We start from the raw sequence: 15,594 nt of genomic DNA, 5'->3' as shown, positions 1-15,594 counted from the left end.
ATTCAATCGCTTTGCCGCGATATTTTTCTCGAAATTAATAAGCGGTGATGCATTTCACAGATTAATAATTGTTATGTCCCGTCGGCGACAATAAGTGATCCAGATTACGGCTTTTCGCTATCATCAGCATATCATCACGGGCACCAGGCCAAATGAGGCTAAAAATGTTGGTCATCGCGGCTCCATAACCACATATCTCCTGCGTGTTTGGTGCAAACTTAGTCAGATTAAGCAAAGAAGGTTCACATGTTAAACAACATTCGTATCGAAGAAGATTTGTTGGGTACCAGGGAAGTTCCAGCGGACGCTTATTACGGCGTTCATACTCTGCGTGCGATTGAAAACTTTTACATCAGCAACAACAAAATCAGCGACATTCCGGAATTTGTGCGCGGCATGGTAATGGTCAAAAAAGCCGCCGCCATGGCGAACAAAGAGTTGCAAACCATTCCGAAAAGCATCGCCAACGCCATTATTGCTGCCTGTGATGAAGTGCTAAACAATGGCAAGTGCATGGATCAATTCCCGGTAGACGTTTACCAGGGCGGCGCAGGCACTTCCGTCAACATGAACACCAACGAAGTGCTGGCCAATATCGGGCTGGAGCTGATGGGTCACCAGAAAGGCGAATACCAGTATCTGAACCCGAACGACCATGTGAACAAGTGCCAGTCCACCAACGACGCTTACCCGACCGGCTTCCGTATTGCGGTATACGCCTCTATCGTGAAGCTGGTAGACGCCATCAACCAGCTGGGCGAAGGTTTTCAGCGCAAAGCGGTAGAGTTTGAAAAAATCCTGAAAATGGGCCGCACCCAGTTGCAGGACGCAGTGCCGATGACGCTGGGCCAGGAATTCCATGCGTTTACCGTGCTGCTGAACGAAGAGACCAAAAACCTGCTGCGCACCGCGGAGCTGCTGCTGGAAGTGAACCTTGGCGCCACCGCTATCGGCACGCGTCTTAACACGCCGGACGGCTATCAACACCTGGCGGTGCAGAAGCTGGCGGAAGTGAGCAACCTGCCGGTGGTGCCGGCGGAAGACCTGATTGAAGCCACCTCCGACTGCGGCGCTTACGTGATGGTGCACAGCTCGCTGAAACGCCTGGCGGTTAAGCTGTCGAAAATTTGTAACGACCTGCGCCTGCTCTCTTCCGGTCCGCGCGCGGGCCTGAATGAAATCAATCTGCCGGAACTCCAGGCAGGTTCCTCCATCATGCCGGCGAAAGTGAACCCGGTCGTGCCGGAAGTGGTAAATCAGGTTTGTTTTAAAGTTATCGGCAACGACACCACGGTAACCATGGCGTCTGAAGCGGGTCAGCTGCAGCTCAACGTCATGGAGCCGGTTATCGGCCAGGCGATGTTCGAATCTATCCACATCCTGACCAATGCCTGCTACAACCTGCTGGAGAAATGCGTCAACGGCATCACCGCCAATAAAGAAGTGTGCGAAGGTTACGTTTATAACTCCATCGGCATCGTGACTTATCTCAACCCGTTCATCGGCCACCACAACGGCGATATCGTCGGCAAGATTTGCGCCATGACCGGCAAGAGCGTACGGGAAGTGGTGCTGGAGCGCGGCCTGCTGACCGAAGCGGAGCTCGACGATATCTTCTCGGTGCATAACCTCATGCACCCGGTTTACAAAGCCAAACGGTATACCGATGAAAGCGAACAGTAATCCCTATTCAGGGTAAACTTACAAAGGCACGTCCATTAAGGACGTGCCTTTTTCGTTTTCAGGGGCTACGAAAACACAACAAATTTTTATCAACTCGTTAAAACAAGGAAGACCACTATGTTTGGTGCTGAACTCGTCATCGTCTTGCTGGCGATATATCTCGGAGCCAGGCTCGGCGGCATCGGTATCGGCTTTGCCGGCGGGCTGGGCGTGCTGGTGCTGACCCTGCTGTTCCAGATTAAACCTGGGGCGATTCCCTTTGACGTTATTGAAATTATTATGGCGGTTATCGCCGCTATCGCCGCAATGCAGGTGGCGGGCGGAATGGATTACCTGGTGAGCCTGGCGGAGAAACTGCTGCGTCGTCATCCAAAATACATCACGTTTATCGCGCCGCTGGTCACCTGGTTTATGACCATTCTCGCCGGCACCGGCCATACCGCGTTTTCCACGCTGCCGGTCATTACGGAAGTGGCCAAAGAGCAAGGCATTCGCCCGTCCCGTCCGTTATCCATCGCCGTGGTGGCGTCGCAAATCGCCATCACCGCCTCCCCGATTTCCGCCGCCGTGGTCTTTTTCGCCGGTATTCTTGAGCCGCTGGGCGTCAGCTATTTGACGCTGCTCGCCATCTGTATCCCGGTGACGCTCATCGCGGTGATGCTGACGGCTATCGTCTGCAACTTTCTGGGCGCCGAGTTAAAAGACGACCCGGTTTATCAGGAACGTCTGGCAAAAGGCGAGGTAAAGCTGCGCGGTTCCCAGGTTTTCCAGATTAAGCCGCACGCCAAACGCGCGGTAGGCCTCTTCCTGGTGGGCATTGTCGCCGTCATGTTCTACGCCACCGCCATCAGCCCGACCGTGGGGCTTATCGCAAACCCGGTGCTGCCGCGCAACGAAGCGATTGTGGTCTTTATGCTGACCATCGCCACGCTGATTTGCATTACCTGTAAAGTCGATACGGGCGAAGTGCTCAACGCCAGCACCTTTAAGTCGGGCATGAGCGCCTGTATCTGCGTGCTGGGCGTCGCGTGGCTTGGCGATACGTTTGTTAAACACCATATCGACGATATTCAGGCGGTGGCGGGCAACCTGCTGCACAGCTATCCCTGGCTGCTGGCGGTAGTGCTGTTCTTCGCAGCCACCCTGCTTTACTCGCAGGCGGCGACCACGAAAGCATTAATGCCCGCCGCGCTGATGCTCGGGGTAAGCCCGCTCACCGCCGTCGCCTCTTTTGCTGCGGTCTCGGCGCTGTTCGTGCTGCCGACCTATCCGACGCTGCTGGCAGCAGTAGAGATGGACGATACGGGTTCGACCCGCATCGGCAAATATGTCTTTAACCATGCCTTCCTGATCCCGGGCGTTATCGCCATCGCGCTCTGCGTGATTCTGGGTTTTGTTATCGGCGGCCTGCTGCTGTAACGCCGCGTAAAGACGGGCCGTTCGCGGCCCGTTGCCTTATTCCCCGTCCTCTTGCGTGGTATAGTCTCTTTTTTCGCTGACAGGGGAAAACGCTATGACCCTACCCGACGCCGTTGTTGTTCTCTGTACCGCGCCCGATGAAGCCACCGCGCAGGATCTGGCGGCAAAAGTGCTGGCGGAAAAGCTTGCCGCCTGCGTGACCCTGTTGCCAGGCGCGTCTTCGCTCTATTACTGGGAAGGCAAACTTGAGCAGGAGTATGAAGTCCAGATGCTGCTGAAAAGCGATGTCGCTCGCCAGCAGGCGCTGCTGACCTGCCTGAAAACTCACCATCCGTACCAGACCCCGGAACTGCTGGTTCTGCCAGTGCTCCACGGAGATAACGACTACCTCTCATGGCTCAACGCATCTTTACGCTGATTCTGCTGCTTTGCAGCACCTCAGCTTTCGCCGGACTCTTTGATTCACCGGGCAAAAGCCAGTTTGTTCCCGCAGACCAGGCTTTCGCCTTTGATTTTCAACAGCGCGATCAACAGGTTGTGCTGAACTGGCAAATTAAGCCCGGCTACTATCTCTACCGCCAGCAAATCAACATTACGCCACAGAAAGCGACCATAACGCCGCCCACCCTGCCGCAGGGCGCCTGGCATGAAGATGAGTTTTACGGCAAAAGCGAGATTTATACGCAACAGCTCACTCTGCCCGTTACGCTCACCCATACCGAACAAGGCGCCGCGCTTAGCGTGACCTACCAGGGTTGCGCCGAAGCGGGCTTTTGTTACCCGCCGGAGACCCGCATAGTGCCGCTCAGCGCTGTAGCATCGGGCGCGCCGGAAGCCGGGACAAATGCCGGAGCGGATTCCGCCCGCACGCCGCACGCCATCATGCCGCCTCTCCCGTCAGAGAAGGCGGCGGGCGCCAATGGCCCGCTGAAAACGGGCGGCACGGCGCACCCGGCCGGTAATGGAGAAACCCACGTCGCTGATGGCGCAGATACCGTTTTTCCGCCTGCCGGAGAGCGCCCTGAGGCAGGGGCCGCGCTTCCCTTCTCCGCCCTGTGGGCGTTGCTGATAGGCATTGGCGTTGCCTTTACCCCTTGCGTGCTGCCGATGTACCCGCTTATCTCCGGCATTGTGCTGGGCGGCAGGCAGCGCCTTTCCACCGCACGGGCGCTGTTGCTCGCGTTTATCTATGTACAGGGCATGGCGCTCACCTATACCGCCCTGGGACTGGTGGTCGCAGCCGCCGGGCTGCAATTCCAGGCGGCGCTGCAAAGCCCCTGGGTGCTGATTACGCTCTCTGTGGTTTTTGTTTTGCTGGCGCTTTCCATGTTCGGTCTTTTCACGCTGCAACTGCCTTCTTCGCTGCAGACGCGTCTGGCGCTGATGAGTAACCGCCAGCAGGGCGGCTCGGCAGGCGGCGTATTCGCGATGGGCGCTATCGCCGGGCTTATCTGTTCGCCCTGCACTACCGCCCCGCTCAGCGCCATCCTGCTTTATATCGCGCAGAGCGGAAACGTCTGGCTTGGCGGTGGCACCCTCTATCTCTATGCGCTGGGGATGGGACTGCCGCTTATTCTCATCACCGTTTTCGGCAACCGGCTGCTGCCGAAAAGCGGCCCGTGGATGGAACAGGTCAAGGTCGCTTTCGGCTTTATCATTCTCGCCTTGCCGGTGTTCCTGCTTGAGCGCGTGCTGGGAGAAACCTGGGGGCTGCGGTTGTGGAGTCTGCTGGGCATCACGTTCTTCGGCTGGGCGTTTATCGCAAGCCTTAAGGCGGAAAAAGCCTGGCTTCGCGTCGTGCAGATTGCGCTGCTCGCCGCCGCGCTGGTCTGCGCCCGCCCGCTGCAGGACTGGGCGTTTGGCGCGCCCGCCGCAACCACTCAGGCGCATTTAAGTTTCACACGCATTTCCAGCGTCGATGATCTCAACCAGGCGCTGGCGCAGGCGAAGGGCAAGCCGGTGATGCTGGACCTCTATGCGGACTGGTGCGTCGCCTGCAAAGAGTTTGAAAAATACACTTTCAGCGAACCGGCAGTGCAAAACGCGCTGAAAAATACGGTTCTGTTGCAGGCGGACGTTACCGCCAACAGCGCGCAGGATACGGCTTTGCTTAAGCATTTGAGCGTGCTGGGGTTGCCGACGATTTTGTTCTTTGACGCCGAAGGCAATGAGCGCCCTGCGGCCCGCGTGACAGGTTTTATGGATGCCGCCGCGTTTAATGCGCATTTGCACAATCAAGCGCTGTAAACGACACTTTGAGTGGGAAAAACCGTTGGGATGAACGGAGGAGCGAACCGTGCAACGTGAAGAAGTTTTAGAGCACGCCCTGCATATCCTTGAACAACAAGGACTTGCTAACACCACGTTCGAGATGGTGGCCGCCAGGGCGGATTATCCGGTTGAGGAGATGCAGCGTTTCTGGCCGGATCGTGAGGCGCTGCTGTATGACGCGTTGCGCTATCACAGCCAACAAATCGACGCCTGGCGCAGGCAGCTTATCCATGATGAAGAGATGCGCGATGAAGATAAACTGCTGGCGCGCTATGACGCCCTTTCCGGCTGCGTGGATAACGAGCGCTATCCCGGCTGTCTGTTTATCGCCGCCTGTTCGTTTTTTCCGGACCCGACGCACCCGATCCACCAGCTTGCGGATCAGCAAAAGCGCGCGGCCTGGGAATTTACCCACGCGTTGCTGACGCGTCTGGAAGTAGACGATCCGGCGATGGTCGCGGAGCAGATGGAGCTGGTGCTGGAAGGGTGCCTCAGCCGCCTGCTGGTTAAACATAACCGGGCGGATGTGGATACCGCGCGTCGGCTGGCGGAAGATATCCTGCGTCTGGCGCTGTGCCGCCAGGGCGGCGCGCTAACCTGAGCTTAGCTTTCGCCGTTTTTGCATGAAAAGCAGGCAATCGACACAGTTTTACCGATTTTTTATGACAAAGCCGTTGACGCCCCGCGGCCTTTACGGTTTAATGCGCCCCGTTGCCCGGATAGCTCAGTCGGTAGAGCAGGGGATTGAAAATCCCCGTGTCCTTGGTTCGATTCCGAGTCCGGGCACCACTTATTCAGAGAACCCAGCCTATGGCTGGGTTTTTGCTTTTGGGGGTTCCGGACTCTTCATCGAACGACGTTCGATTGTTCGCCACCTCCCTGTGGCTCACCCCTGCGGGGCCAGCGCGGAACGCGCTGTGCAAAAACGCTCCCGGCGTTTTTGTCCGAGTCCGGGCACCACTTATTCAGAAAACCCAGCCTATGGCTGGGTTTTTGCTTTTTGGGGGTTCCGGTAAATTTCTGGTCGTGATCACCGCTGAGGCCACTGCCCTGCTTCTGCCATCCAGCATGAATAGTTCTCTTAAGCAGCTACCACCCCCTCCGGTCGCCGTAGCCCTGTCTGTCAGAATTCAAATTCCCAATAGACACTATTTCCACATGAGTACCCGGCTCACGGATTCATTGCACGGCTACATCCGGTCTTTGTCCGGTCTGAATTAAAACGCATACCACCTGCTTTGAACCCTCCCCACTCCCTCCTACATCAAACCGAACGCTTTTCACCCTGATTGATTTAGCTTTAGTCACCTTTTGGGTATTATTTCTCCGATATCAATATGATTCATGAGGGATTATGGCTACGGGATACTTTCTGTATCATCTGGATAAAACCAGATGCGGGGGGCGAATTCTTTCCGGTGCGTCTGACACCGATTACGAAATCGGCGGCATTGTACGACAGCAGGTCCGGGAGGGAGACCCGGTGACTTGCGGGAAGCATGAGGGGCTTTTCCGCGTCTGTGGTGGCATGGGAGATACCTACGAAGTCGGCGGCGTCCTGAAAGAGTGGGCGGGTTCGCTGGATAGTTACAGCTCCTGCCCCTGCCGGGCCCGGTTCGTTCCGACAGTATTTTCACACTATTATGAAAGTGATTGTAATGCCGGTCGCTTGGCCGAGCGGGAACGGGAAGCCAAACAGGCTGAGGCTTCTGCTGCACTGGTCGGGAGTGGAACACAGGGGGAAGGGTCTGACGGCGTGAAACTGGCCCCTGTACCAGTTTTTGCCAAATCTTGCCTGCGCGGGGCCGGATGTACCGATGCCGGAACCGAGGATGAACCACAGGCAAACTTTGCTGCGATGAGCATTTACCAGTCACTGCCTGCTTCTCCGCCCCCAGAGTCATCCTCAACGGCAACCAGCAATGAGCCAGAACAGCACACTCAGGCGGCGAAGAAGACAAAGACCGCCTCCGAGCTGACTGATGCCGTGCCGGAGAGAAAAAAATCCCTGTTCGATAAAGTAACGGGATTCTTCTTTGGTGAAGCGGAAGCAATGCCACTTCTCCCGCCTCCGGTTGTTATGGGCGGTTCAGCCGAAGCAGGAATGGCAGCAATGGCAGGAGGGGCTACAGCAAAAGCGAATCAGGACGCAGCGAAGGCATTAACGTACCAGATGAAACACCTGTCCGGGCCGGAGGTGTGGGAAAGCCGGTTTGAGCTGAATTTACCGTTCGTGGTCATGGGGGCAGTACTGCACTCAATGCTGAAAGGCGAAAAGACAGACCTGCTGACAGAGGAGAAATTGCTCGCGGTAGCTCAGAGCGGCGGTACGGTACCAACGCGAGTACGCTATAACTGGGTGGAAGACCCGGAAACTGGGCGACTGAAAGCCGTGGGCTATCACACTAGCCTGGAAAGTGGGCGTGATCAGGTGAAAGTCAGGCTGATGGAAAAGCGGTTTGACGGGAAATACCGCTTTTGGGGCGATGATTCAGGGGGGAAGATCCATATAACCTGGACACCGGTCGATGCACCGGGAGGTGACCCGCAGGGCGGGAATACCGGGAATGATGAAGAACCGGTAGGTTTAGAGCCGTTACCGGGGCTGGAATACCCGGACATTGATGATGTGAGGATTCTGGTTACACCGGTGCCGGAAGAGAGGGACTTCCGGGATTACATTCTGGTGTTTCCGGGCAACGTCCATCCGCCGATCTACATCTACCTCAGCAAGCCTCCGGTAGAATTGTTGGAGGTCGATTTATACAGCAACTTCACAGGTAGGCCGCGAAATGGCACTCATGCTGATCATATGCCATCGGCCGCAGCAGTACGAGCCTACCTACGACGTGAATTCCCAGACGCAAAACCAGCCGAAATTGACCGTATGGCGAAAGACGTTGCGTCCATCATCATTCCTGCTGATATTCACCAAAAACTCAGTGCCACTTATGGCGGCAGAAATAGCCCTACGCAAATACAGCAAGACTCCAGAGATTTGCGAGCAGCTGTAGAACGAGACATTGAGACCATACGCCCCGAGCTTAAACAGCGTGGCGTAACAGATAGTCAAATCGATGAAGCCAAAGCTAAGATGCATCAATTAAATCAGGAACAGGGATTATACTAATGACCGTTAATGTCGAAGCATTGATTCGCTGCTTAGGTAAGCGGTATCAGGAAATTTTTGATGCAGGATTGATTCCCTACAAGACCAAGCCGACAGGTTACCCGGGAGATCCTGACCTCACGTTAAGCATGATGAATGAAGGGCTTTACTTAGCCTTTAAGCGCGAAGGTGCAACGCTTTTCTCCATTGAGCTTTTTTTACAGAATGAGAAGAAAGCGAACTATAAATTTCCGAATGAGCTGCCATCTCCCTTACAGCCTGAAATGGTGCGATCTTGGGTGCATTCACAATTTGGCTCTCCTGACAGGTTCTTGCCTCCCCGGAAGCGGTTACGCCAAGAGATTGGCTACACAGATTTGTTCACCGTAACGGATTTTCATATTCCGATCAGTATGCAAGTCGATTACGACTTGCAGGAGCGAGTCAAAGAGGTGGCATTCATAGCAACATCAGAACTCCGCTGGTAACAACCACAACGGCTCCTAATGAGGACGTTCTCGCGGGCATACCTGCCCGCAGGTTCAGAAGGATGTGGCCCGCGTTTTAGCGTCCCGCCGTAAAAATCCGCCGCCCAATTCCCTGCGCCACTTCAAGGCACGCTTCAGGCGTTTCCAAATCCGGCAGCAACAGGATTTCCGATGTCATCACCGGCGCGCCGCAGTAATCGAAAATGCCATGATCGATTTGCGCCTTCATCGCCGCGTTGTAGCCGTGCTTTTCATAGGTGCGTCTTCCCGCCCCGCCGAGACCTACCAGGTGTATGGGCAGGCGCGTCAGTTTTTTCACGACCTTGTCATCGCCGTTATCCTCATAAGCCCAGCCGTTGCCAAAGACGCGGTCAATCCAGCCTTTCAGCATGCCCGGCATCGTCCACCAGTAAACCGGAAAAACCAGGACCAGCGCATCGGCGTTATCAATGCGCCGTTGCTCGGCTATCACATCAGCCGGAAAAGCGCGGGCTTGCTGAAAAGCCTCATAATCCTCGGCAGAAAAAACCGGGTTAAACCCTTCCTGGGTAAGGTCGGCAATTTCAACGCTGTTTTCGCGGCTGGCGGCGGTGATGCCCTGCGCAACAGCAGTCGCAACGCGGTGGGTCAGGGAATTTTTAACGGGATGGGAAACAACGATCAGTGCATGCATAGCGATACTCCTGTTGTCATTAAGCGGGGTCAGACGTAACCTTTCTATACGGTCAGTAACCTACCAATAGTAACTTACCTTTGGTATATTAGCATGTCAACGGAGGAAATCATGCCGGAACCTCATACTCGCCTGCGTTTATCGCGGGAAGCGCGTTACGCGCAACTGCTCGACATGGCCTGGCGGATTATTCGCGAAGAGGGCACTGAGGCCCTGACGCTTGGGCATCTGGCCGAGCGGGCTGGCGTGACAAAGCCGGTGGTGTACGATCATTTCACCAGCCGATCGGGCCTGCTGGCGGCGCTTTATCGTGAGTATGACGAGCGTCAGACGGCGAAAATGAACGAAGCCCTGCGCAATGCAGAGCCGAAGCTGGAAACGCTGGCTGCGGTTATTGCAGACGCGTATGTCGCCTGCGTACTGCACCAGGGGCGCGAAATGCCAAGCGTAATGGCGGCGCTCAGCGGTACGCCGGAACTGGAAAAACTCAGACAGGATTACGCCGTCGCCTTTACGCGCCAGTGCCGTGAGATTTTCGCTCCCTTCTGCACCAGCGCCCCGCTTACCGACGCCCCGCTCTGGGCGATGTTCGGCGCCGCCGAATCGCTCTGCTGGGCCGCCGCAAAAGCGATGATTACGGAACAGCAGGCCAGAGACGAACTGCTTGAGGTAATCATCGCCATGGTTCACCGGCAGAGAACCGAATAACAGGAGCATAACCCGTCGCCTTGCGGGTTAGCCCACCAGCAACGTTTTCGGCTCAAGATAAGCTTCCATCCCCCATCGTCCCATCTCTCTTCCCAGGCCGGACTGCTTAACGCCGCCAAACGGCGCTTTCGGTTCATGGATAAGCGTGTTAACCAGCACGCGCCCCGCGTCAATCTGACGCGCCACTCGCTGACCGCGCGCCCGGTCGCCGCTTAGCACCAGCGCGCTTAAACCGTAAGTGGTGTCGTTGGCGATAGCGACCGCCTGCGCCTCATCCTCATAAGGAATGAGGACCAGCACCGGGCCGAAAATCTCTTCCCGCGCAATGCGCATCTGGTTATTTGCCCTGGTAAAGACGGTTGGTTTTACACACCAGCCTTTCGTCATACCTGCTGGCCGTCCTTCACCGCCAGTCAACAACGTCGCGCCCTCTTCTCGCCCCAGGCGAATATAACTCTGTACACGCTCCCACTGCTTACGGCTTACCATTGGACCGATAACCGTTGCGGGATCGCGCGGGTCGCCAGATTGAATTTCACCCACCGCCAGCGCAATCGCCTGTTCAAACTCACTTAATCTGCTCTGCGGCACCAGAATACGCGTACCGGCAATACAGGCCTGGCCGCTGTTCATAAAGCCTGCCGCCAGCGCCAGCGCCACCGCCTGCCCGACAGCGGCATCGTCCAGGATCACGGTGGGCGATTTTCCGCCAAGCTCCAGCGTTACGCGCTTAAGGGTTGCCGCACCGCCCGCCACTATCCCTTTTCCTACGGTAGTTGAGCCGGTAAAAGAGATTTTCGCGATATCCGGATGGCGGGTTATTTCCGCGCCGACAACCTCTCCGCGCCCGGTAACGATATTCAGCACGCCAGCGGGAATCTCAGCGGCGTGCAGCGCTTCGGTCACAATCTGCGTCTGAATAGCGCTCATTTCGCTGGGTTTGATCACCGCCGTGCAGCCCGCCGCCATCGCCGTCGCCAGCTTGTTGCAGATAAAGCCGGCGTTGCTGTTCCAGGGCGTGATAAGCCCCGCCACGCCCACAGGCGTCATCACCACCTGCGCGCTTCCCGCCTGCACCTCAAAATCAAACGCCTCAAGCGTGGTTATCGCTTCCAGAATCGCGTCGCCAGGGTAGGTCGCCATCCAGTCGGCGCGGGAAACCGGCGCGCCGTATTCGGTGACTATCGCCTCGCGCAGAGCGGCTTCGCGCTCAACGATTGCCGCATGCATGCGTTTTAAAACGTCAATGCGCTGCGCCTTGCTGGTTTGCGACCACGCCGGAAACGCCGCTTTCGCCGCCGCAATAGCGCACCGCGTATCTTCTTCGTCAGCCAGACGTACGGTACCGATGATCTCTTCCGTGGCCGGGTTGAACAGCTCAAACCGCTCACTGCCGTGCGGCGTTACGAATTCACCGTTAATATAAATTTTGTCGATATGTTGCATGCGATTCTCTCCTGCATGGATGATGCGGAGAGTATAAAAAGCCTGTACTGCGCTGATAAGCGGGGTTATAACGCACAGACTGTACCGAAAATCGGAATAATTCATGCATCGAACCGGCCTGACCGAACTCGAAGTGGTGCTTGCTGTCGCCCATCGCAAAAGCTTCCGCGCTGCGGCACGGGAGCTGGGAATGTCAGCAACAGCCGTGAGCAATGCTGTCGCCGGGCTGGAAGCGCGCCTGCAAACGCGGCTTTTTCACCGCTCCACCCGCAGCGTTGCCCTCACCGAAGCGGGGCAACGCTATGTTGACCGCATTGCGCCAGCGCTGGTCGAGCTTCGGCGCGCCGCAGAAGAGATAAAGGCGGCCCCCGAACAGCCTGCCGGCACCCTGCGCATTAACGCGCCACCGGAAGCGGTCTCGCTGCTATTCGACCCGCTATTGCGACACTATCTGGCGCGTTTCCCCCATATGCGGCTCGATATCAGTTCCCAGTCGAAAATGGTGGATATTATCGCGGAAGGTTTTGATGCGGGTATCAGGCTGGCGGAGGCGGTGCCGCAGGATATGATTGCCGTTCCGCTGACCGACGACGCGAGGATGTTGATTGTCGGCAGCCCCGACTATTTTGCAAAGCACGGCAAGCCGCAAACGCCGGACGATCTCACACGGCATCAGGGAATCGGCATGCGTCTTTCCCACGGCGGGGTTTACCAGTGGGAACTGGAACACCACCAGCAAAAATTTACCGTCAGCATGACTAACCGCGTAGTGTTCAGCGAAATGCGGAGCATACGCCAGGCGGCTCGCTGCGGCTTCGGTCTGGCGTTTGTCTCTGAATGGTTTATTCGCGAAGACCTGGCGAGCGGGCGTTTAATCAGCGTGCTGGAGCCCTGGTGCCCTTCCTTTGGCGGCCTGCGGCTTTACTATTCCGGCCGACGGCATGTGCCGGCCGGACTAAAAGCGTTTATCGATCTCGCCCGGGAATTGCGCTGTGCGCAAACCGCGCCCTGAGCGGGGTCGCAACCCCGCCTCTTCTCTTTTTCCTGTCGAATCAAGATAACGCAGCCGCGTGTTCACATCCGCTGCGTTGAGTGTTATGTTATATCATAACAATAAACAACGGTGCGCATTTATGTCTCGTTTTGCCATTTCACTTTCCCGCCAAACGCTGCTGACGCGCTCAGGCTTATCACGTGCCTGCAGCATAACGTTGCTGCTTGTCCTGCTGTGGGGCGCCATCCGCTGGGCCACATTGCTGCCATGATAACGCTTAATAACCTTGTTACCGGTTACGCGGGAAAAAGGCTGACCTGCCCGCTCAACGGCGCTTTCCGCCCCGGAAGCCCTACGGCCATTGTCGGCGTAAACGGCTGCGGCAAATCGACGTTGCTCAAAACCCTGGCCGGTTTCCTGCCGCCCCTTAGCGGCTCCGTAAGCTGGCCTGGCGACAAGAAAATCATCGGCTGGCTGCCGCAACAGAACGAACTGGATCATGGCTTCCCGCTGACGGTCAGCGACGTGGTGGCGATGGGCGCCTGGCCCGCCGCCGCTTTAACGCAAGGCCTGCGCGGCGAGACGCTTTCCCACATCGACGCCGCGCTGGAACAGGTTGGGCTAACCGCGCTGCGCCGCCATACGCTCAACCGCCTCTCGGGCGGCCAGTTTCAGCGCATGCTCTTTGCCCGCCTGCTGGTGCAGGATGCGCCGATCATGCTGATGGATGAACCCTTCACCGGTATCGACAGCCAGACGAGCGACGCCCTGCTGGAGGTGATGGCCACGCTCAATACTCGCGGCAAAACGCTGCTGGTCGTGCTGCATAACCAGCAGATGGTTCATCGCCATTTTCCCGAAACGCTCTGGCTGCATCAGGGGCATTACCGCTGGGGCCGGACCGCGTCGGTATTACCGCCGCCCTCCGCTTGCCCGTTGCCGCAGGACTAACATGACGCACGCTTTTTTCGACGCCTTCATCGCCTTCGGCTTTATGCGCCGCTCGCTGGTCGCCTGCCTCGCGCTTTCGCTCAGCATTACGCCGCTCGGCGTGTTTCTGCTGCTGCGCAGAATGAGCCTGGCTGGCGACGCCCTTTCCCATGCGGTGCTGCCCGGCGTGGCGGTGGGCTATCTGCTCTGCGGCATGTCGCTGCTGGCGATGGGCGCGGGCGGGTTTATCATCGGCCTGCTGGTGGCGCTGCTTTCGGGTTGGGTGAGTACAACCACCTCGTTGCCGGAAGACGCCAGCTTTGCTGGTTTCTACCTCGGTTCGCTGGCGCTCGGCGTCACGCTGGTTTCGCTACGCGGCAGCGGCGTGGATTTGCTCCATCTGCTGTTTGGTTCGCTGCTGGCCGTGGATAACAGTTCGCTTATGTTTATCGGCGTTATCGCCAGCGCCACGCTGCTCATTCTGGGCTGGGGCTACCGGGCGCTGGTGACAGAAGCTTTCGACGCCCCGTTTTTGCAGGTTCACTCACGCCGTCTTCCGCGCCTTATCCATGCGCTGTTCCTTGGGCTGCTGGTGATGAACCTGGTGGCGGGCTTTCAGATCCTCGGCACCTTAATGACGGTGGGGTTGATGATGCTGCCCGCTATCGCCGCCCGCTGCTGGGCGAACCGTCTGCCCTGGATGCTGGCGCTGGCGGTGGTTATCGGCATGGTCAGCGCACTGCTGGGGCTTATCTGGTCCTGGTATCAGTCGCTGCCCGCCGGGCCCGCCATCGTGCTCACCGCCACCCTCTTTTTCTTCGTTTCGGTGCTGTTCGGCACGGAAAAGGGGATTTTTCCGCTCGTAAAACGGGTTAAATCAACAAGGTAAGGGACAAGATGAAACTAAAAATCACTGCGCTCGCGCTGCTGCTCGCCGCAAGTCCAGGCGTGCTGGCAAACCAGGTTAACGCCGTCGCCAGCTTCTCGGTGCTGGGCGATATCGTGTCCAGGGTTGGCGGCGACCATGTGCGCGTTACTACGCTGGTAGGGCCGGATGGCGACCCGCATACCTACGAACCCACGCCCAAAGACAGCCAGGCGCTGAGCCAGGCGGACATTGTCTTTACCAGCGGCCTGGGGCTGGAGGGCTGGATGACGCGGCTGGTAAACGCCTCCGGTACGAAAAACGCCCCGGTGGTCGCCTCGCAAGGCGTCGTCACGCGCAAGATGAACGAAGACGGCCAAACCATCACCGACCCGCACGCCTGGAACAGCGCAAAAAACGGCGCTATTTATGCCCGCAACGTGATGAACGCGTTAATCAAAGCGGACCCGGCAGATAAAGCGTATTTTCAGCAGCGCGGTGAAGCCTATATTCAGCAGCTGGAAAAACTGGATAGCTGGGCGAAAGCGACATTTGCCGCGATTGCGCCAGAAAAACGCAAGGTGTTGACCAGCCACGACGCCTTCGGTTATTTCGGCGCGGAATATGGCGTGACGTTTCTCGCGCCGGTCGGCTTTTCAACCGAGGCGCAAGCCAGCGCCAGCGACGTGGCGACGCTTATCGATCAGCTGAAAAAAGAAAATATTCATACTTACTTTATTGAAAACCAGACCGACCCGCGGCTGGTACAGCAAATCGCCAGCGCCAGCGGCGCGAAATCGGGCGGCGAGCTTTACCCGGAGGCGCTCAGCAAGCCATCCGGCCCCGCGCCGGACTACCTGTCGGCTTTTCGGCATAACGTAGAAACGATGGCCGCCAGCATGAAATAACGGTCATGTTCCCGCCGCAACGCGCCGGTCGGGAACGCCGCTTAGAAAAAAGAACGCCAAAAACGAAACAATGTTCCCAAAAAAAGAAATAATGATGAAA

General features: G+C 57.2%; 14 protein-coding genes and 1 tRNA gene. 13 read left to right on the top strand and 2 right to left on the bottom strand.

The features are described 5' to 3' along the window. Positions 1-246 precede the first annotated feature (246 nt). The 8 genes from aspA to MT962_RS20970 all read left to right on the top strand — a co-directional run bounded on the left by aspA (position 247) and on the right by MT962_RS20970 (position 8,970). Entirely contained in the window at positions 247-1,683 is a 1,437-nt protein-coding gene (gene aspA, locus MT962_RS21005; RefSeq protein WP_024557241.1) for an aspartate ammonia-lyase, read from the top strand. Between the two features lie 117 nt (positions 1,684-1,800). Next, positions 1,801-3,102, top strand: a complete 1,302-nt coding sequence (locus MT962_RS21000; RefSeq protein WP_247366355.1) for an anaerobic C4-dicarboxylate transporter — start codon at positions 1,801-1,803, stop codon at positions 3,100-3,102. A 94-nt stretch (positions 3,103-3,196) separates the two neighbouring features. Further along, positions 3,197-3,520, top strand: coding sequence for a divalent cation tolerance protein CutA (gene cutA / locus MT962_RS20995; RefSeq protein WP_188724439.1), 324 nt, complete (start codon positions 3,197-3,199; stop codon positions 3,518-3,520). Continuing rightward, positions 3,496-5,349: a protein-disulfide reductase DsbD gene (locus MT962_RS20990; protein ID WP_247366354.1), complete on the top strand. Its 1,854-nt coding sequence runs from the start codon at positions 3,496-3,498 to the stop codon at positions 5,347-5,349. The genes cutA and MT962_RS20990 overlap by 25 nt, the downstream gene beginning before the upstream one ends. Positions 5,350-5,398: 49 nt before the next feature. Next, positions 5,399-5,974, top strand: a complete 576-nt coding sequence (locus tag MT962_RS20985) for a transcriptional regulator (protein ID WP_024557245.1) — start codon at positions 5,399-5,401, stop codon at positions 5,972-5,974. Positions 5,975-6,086: 112 nt separating this feature from the next. Beyond that, positions 6,087-6,162, top strand: a tRNA-Phe gene (locus MT962_RS20980). Between the two features lie 565 nt (positions 6,163-6,727). Then, on the top strand, positions 6,728-8,503 hold the full coding sequence (locus MT962_RS20975; RefSeq protein WP_247366353.1) for an S-type pyocin domain-containing protein: 1,776 nt from the start codon (positions 6,728-6,730) through the stop codon (positions 8,501-8,503). Beyond that, on the top strand, positions 8,503-8,970 hold the full coding sequence (locus tag MT962_RS20970) for a DUF6392 family protein (protein ID WP_247366352.1): 468 nt from the start codon (positions 8,503-8,505) through the stop codon (positions 8,968-8,970). The genes MT962_RS20975 and MT962_RS20970 overlap by 1 nt, the downstream gene beginning before the upstream one ends. Positions 8,971-9,046: 76 nt before the next feature. Here MT962_RS20970 and MT962_RS20965 read toward each other — a convergent pair whose 3' ends face one another. Continuing rightward, positions 9,047-9,643 (bottom strand): NAD(P)H-dependent oxidoreductase, encoded by a 597-nt coding sequence (locus MT962_RS20965; RefSeq protein ID WP_024557249.1) that lies wholly within the window; start codon positions 9,641-9,643, stop codon positions 9,047-9,049. A gap of 111 nt (positions 9,644-9,754) precedes the next feature. Here MT962_RS20965 and MT962_RS20960 point away from each other — a divergent pair, with 111 nt between their 5' ends. Continuing rightward, positions 9,755-10,351 (top strand): TetR/AcrR family transcriptional regulator, encoded by a 597-nt coding sequence (locus tag MT962_RS20960; protein WP_247366351.1) that lies wholly within the window; start codon positions 9,755-9,757, stop codon positions 10,349-10,351. A 27-nt stretch (positions 10,352-10,378) separates the two neighbouring features. On the opposite strand, the gene MT962_RS20955 is transcribed toward MT962_RS20960, so the two are convergent. Next, positions 10,379-11,797 (bottom strand): aldehyde dehydrogenase family protein, encoded by a 1,419-nt coding sequence (locus MT962_RS20955; protein WP_024557251.1) that lies wholly within the window; start codon positions 11,795-11,797, stop codon positions 10,379-10,381. Between the two features lie 103 nt (positions 11,798-11,900). Here MT962_RS20955 and MT962_RS20950 point away from each other — a divergent pair, with 103 nt between their 5' ends. The 4 genes from MT962_RS20950 (at position 11,901) to MT962_RS20935 (ending at position 15,494) form a co-directional block, all read left to right on the top strand. Beyond that, positions 11,901-12,809: a LysR family transcriptional regulator gene (locus MT962_RS20950; RefSeq protein ID WP_247366350.1), complete on the top strand. Its 909-nt coding sequence runs from the start codon at positions 11,901-11,903 to the stop codon at positions 12,807-12,809. A 249-nt stretch (positions 12,810-13,058) separates the two neighbouring features. After that, positions 13,059-13,742, top strand: a complete 684-nt coding sequence (locus MT962_RS20945; protein ID WP_247366349.1) for a metal ABC transporter ATP-binding protein — start codon at positions 13,059-13,061, stop codon at positions 13,740-13,742. 1 nt (position 13,743) lies between these two features. Further along, positions 13,744-14,610, top strand: coding sequence for a metal ABC transporter permease (locus MT962_RS20940; protein ID WP_247366348.1), 867 nt, complete (start codon positions 13,744-13,746; stop codon positions 14,608-14,610). Between the two features lie 8 nt (positions 14,611-14,618). Continuing rightward, entirely contained in the window at positions 14,619-15,494 is an 876-nt protein-coding gene (locus MT962_RS20935) for a metal ABC transporter substrate-binding protein (RefSeq protein WP_048887130.1), read from the top strand. Positions 15,495-15,594 lie beyond the last annotated feature (100 nt).

The organism is Franconibacter sp. IITDAS19 (assembly GCF_023079515.1).
Taxonomy (GTDB): Bacteria; Pseudomonadota; Gammaproteobacteria; order Enterobacterales; family Enterobacteriaceae; genus Franconibacter; species Franconibacter pulveris.
This window is presented reverse-complemented; position numbering and strand designations above follow the sequence as displayed.

What these genes read in the sequence shown, in the direction of transcription:
- aspA (WP_024557241.1), top strand. Translation starts at nt 247, where the DNA reads ATGTTAAACAACATTCGTATCGAAGAAGATTTGTTGGGTACCAGGGAA.
- MT962_RS21000 (WP_247366355.1), top strand. Translation starts at nt 1,801, where the DNA reads ATGTTTGGTGCTGAACTCGTCATCGTCTTGCTGGCGATATATCTCGGA.
- cutA (WP_188724439.1), top strand. Translation starts at nt 3,197, where the DNA reads ATGACCCTACCCGACGCCGTTGTTGTTCTCTGTACCGCGCCCGATGAA.
- MT962_RS20990 (WP_247366354.1), top strand. Translation starts at nt 3,496, where the DNA reads ATGGCTCAACGCATCTTTACGCTGATTCTGCTGCTTTGCAGCACCTCA.
- MT962_RS20975 (WP_247366353.1), top strand. Translation starts at nt 6,728, where the DNA reads ATGGCTACGGGATACTTTCTGTATCATCTGGATAAAACCAGATGCGGG.
- MT962_RS20970 (WP_247366352.1), top strand. Translation starts at nt 8,503, where the DNA reads ATGACCGTTAATGTCGAAGCATTGATTCGCTGCTTAGGTAAGCGGTAT.
- MT962_RS20965 (WP_024557249.1), bottom strand. Translation starts at nt 9,643, where the DNA reads ATGCATGCACTGATCGTTGTTTCCCATCCCGTTAAAAATTCCCTGACC.
- MT962_RS20960 (WP_247366351.1), top strand. Translation starts at nt 9,755, where the DNA reads ATGCCGGAACCTCATACTCGCCTGCGTTTATCGCGGGAAGCGCGTTAC.
- MT962_RS20955 (WP_024557251.1), bottom strand. Translation starts at nt 11,797, where the DNA reads ATGCAACATATCGACAAAATTTATATTAACGGTGAATTCGTAACGCCG.
- MT962_RS20950 (WP_247366350.1), top strand. Translation starts at nt 11,901, where the DNA reads ATGCATCGAACCGGCCTGACCGAACTCGAAGTGGTGCTTGCTGTCGCC.
- MT962_RS20945 (WP_247366349.1), top strand. Translation starts at nt 13,059, where the DNA reads ATGATAACGCTTAATAACCTTGTTACCGGTTACGCGGGAAAAAGGCTG.
- MT962_RS20940 (WP_247366348.1), top strand. Translation starts at nt 13,744, where the DNA reads ATGACGCACGCTTTTTTCGACGCCTTCATCGCCTTCGGCTTTATGCGC.
- MT962_RS20935 (WP_048887130.1), top strand. Translation starts at nt 14,619, where the DNA reads ATGAAACTAAAAATCACTGCGCTCGCGCTGCTGCTCGCCGCAAGTCCA.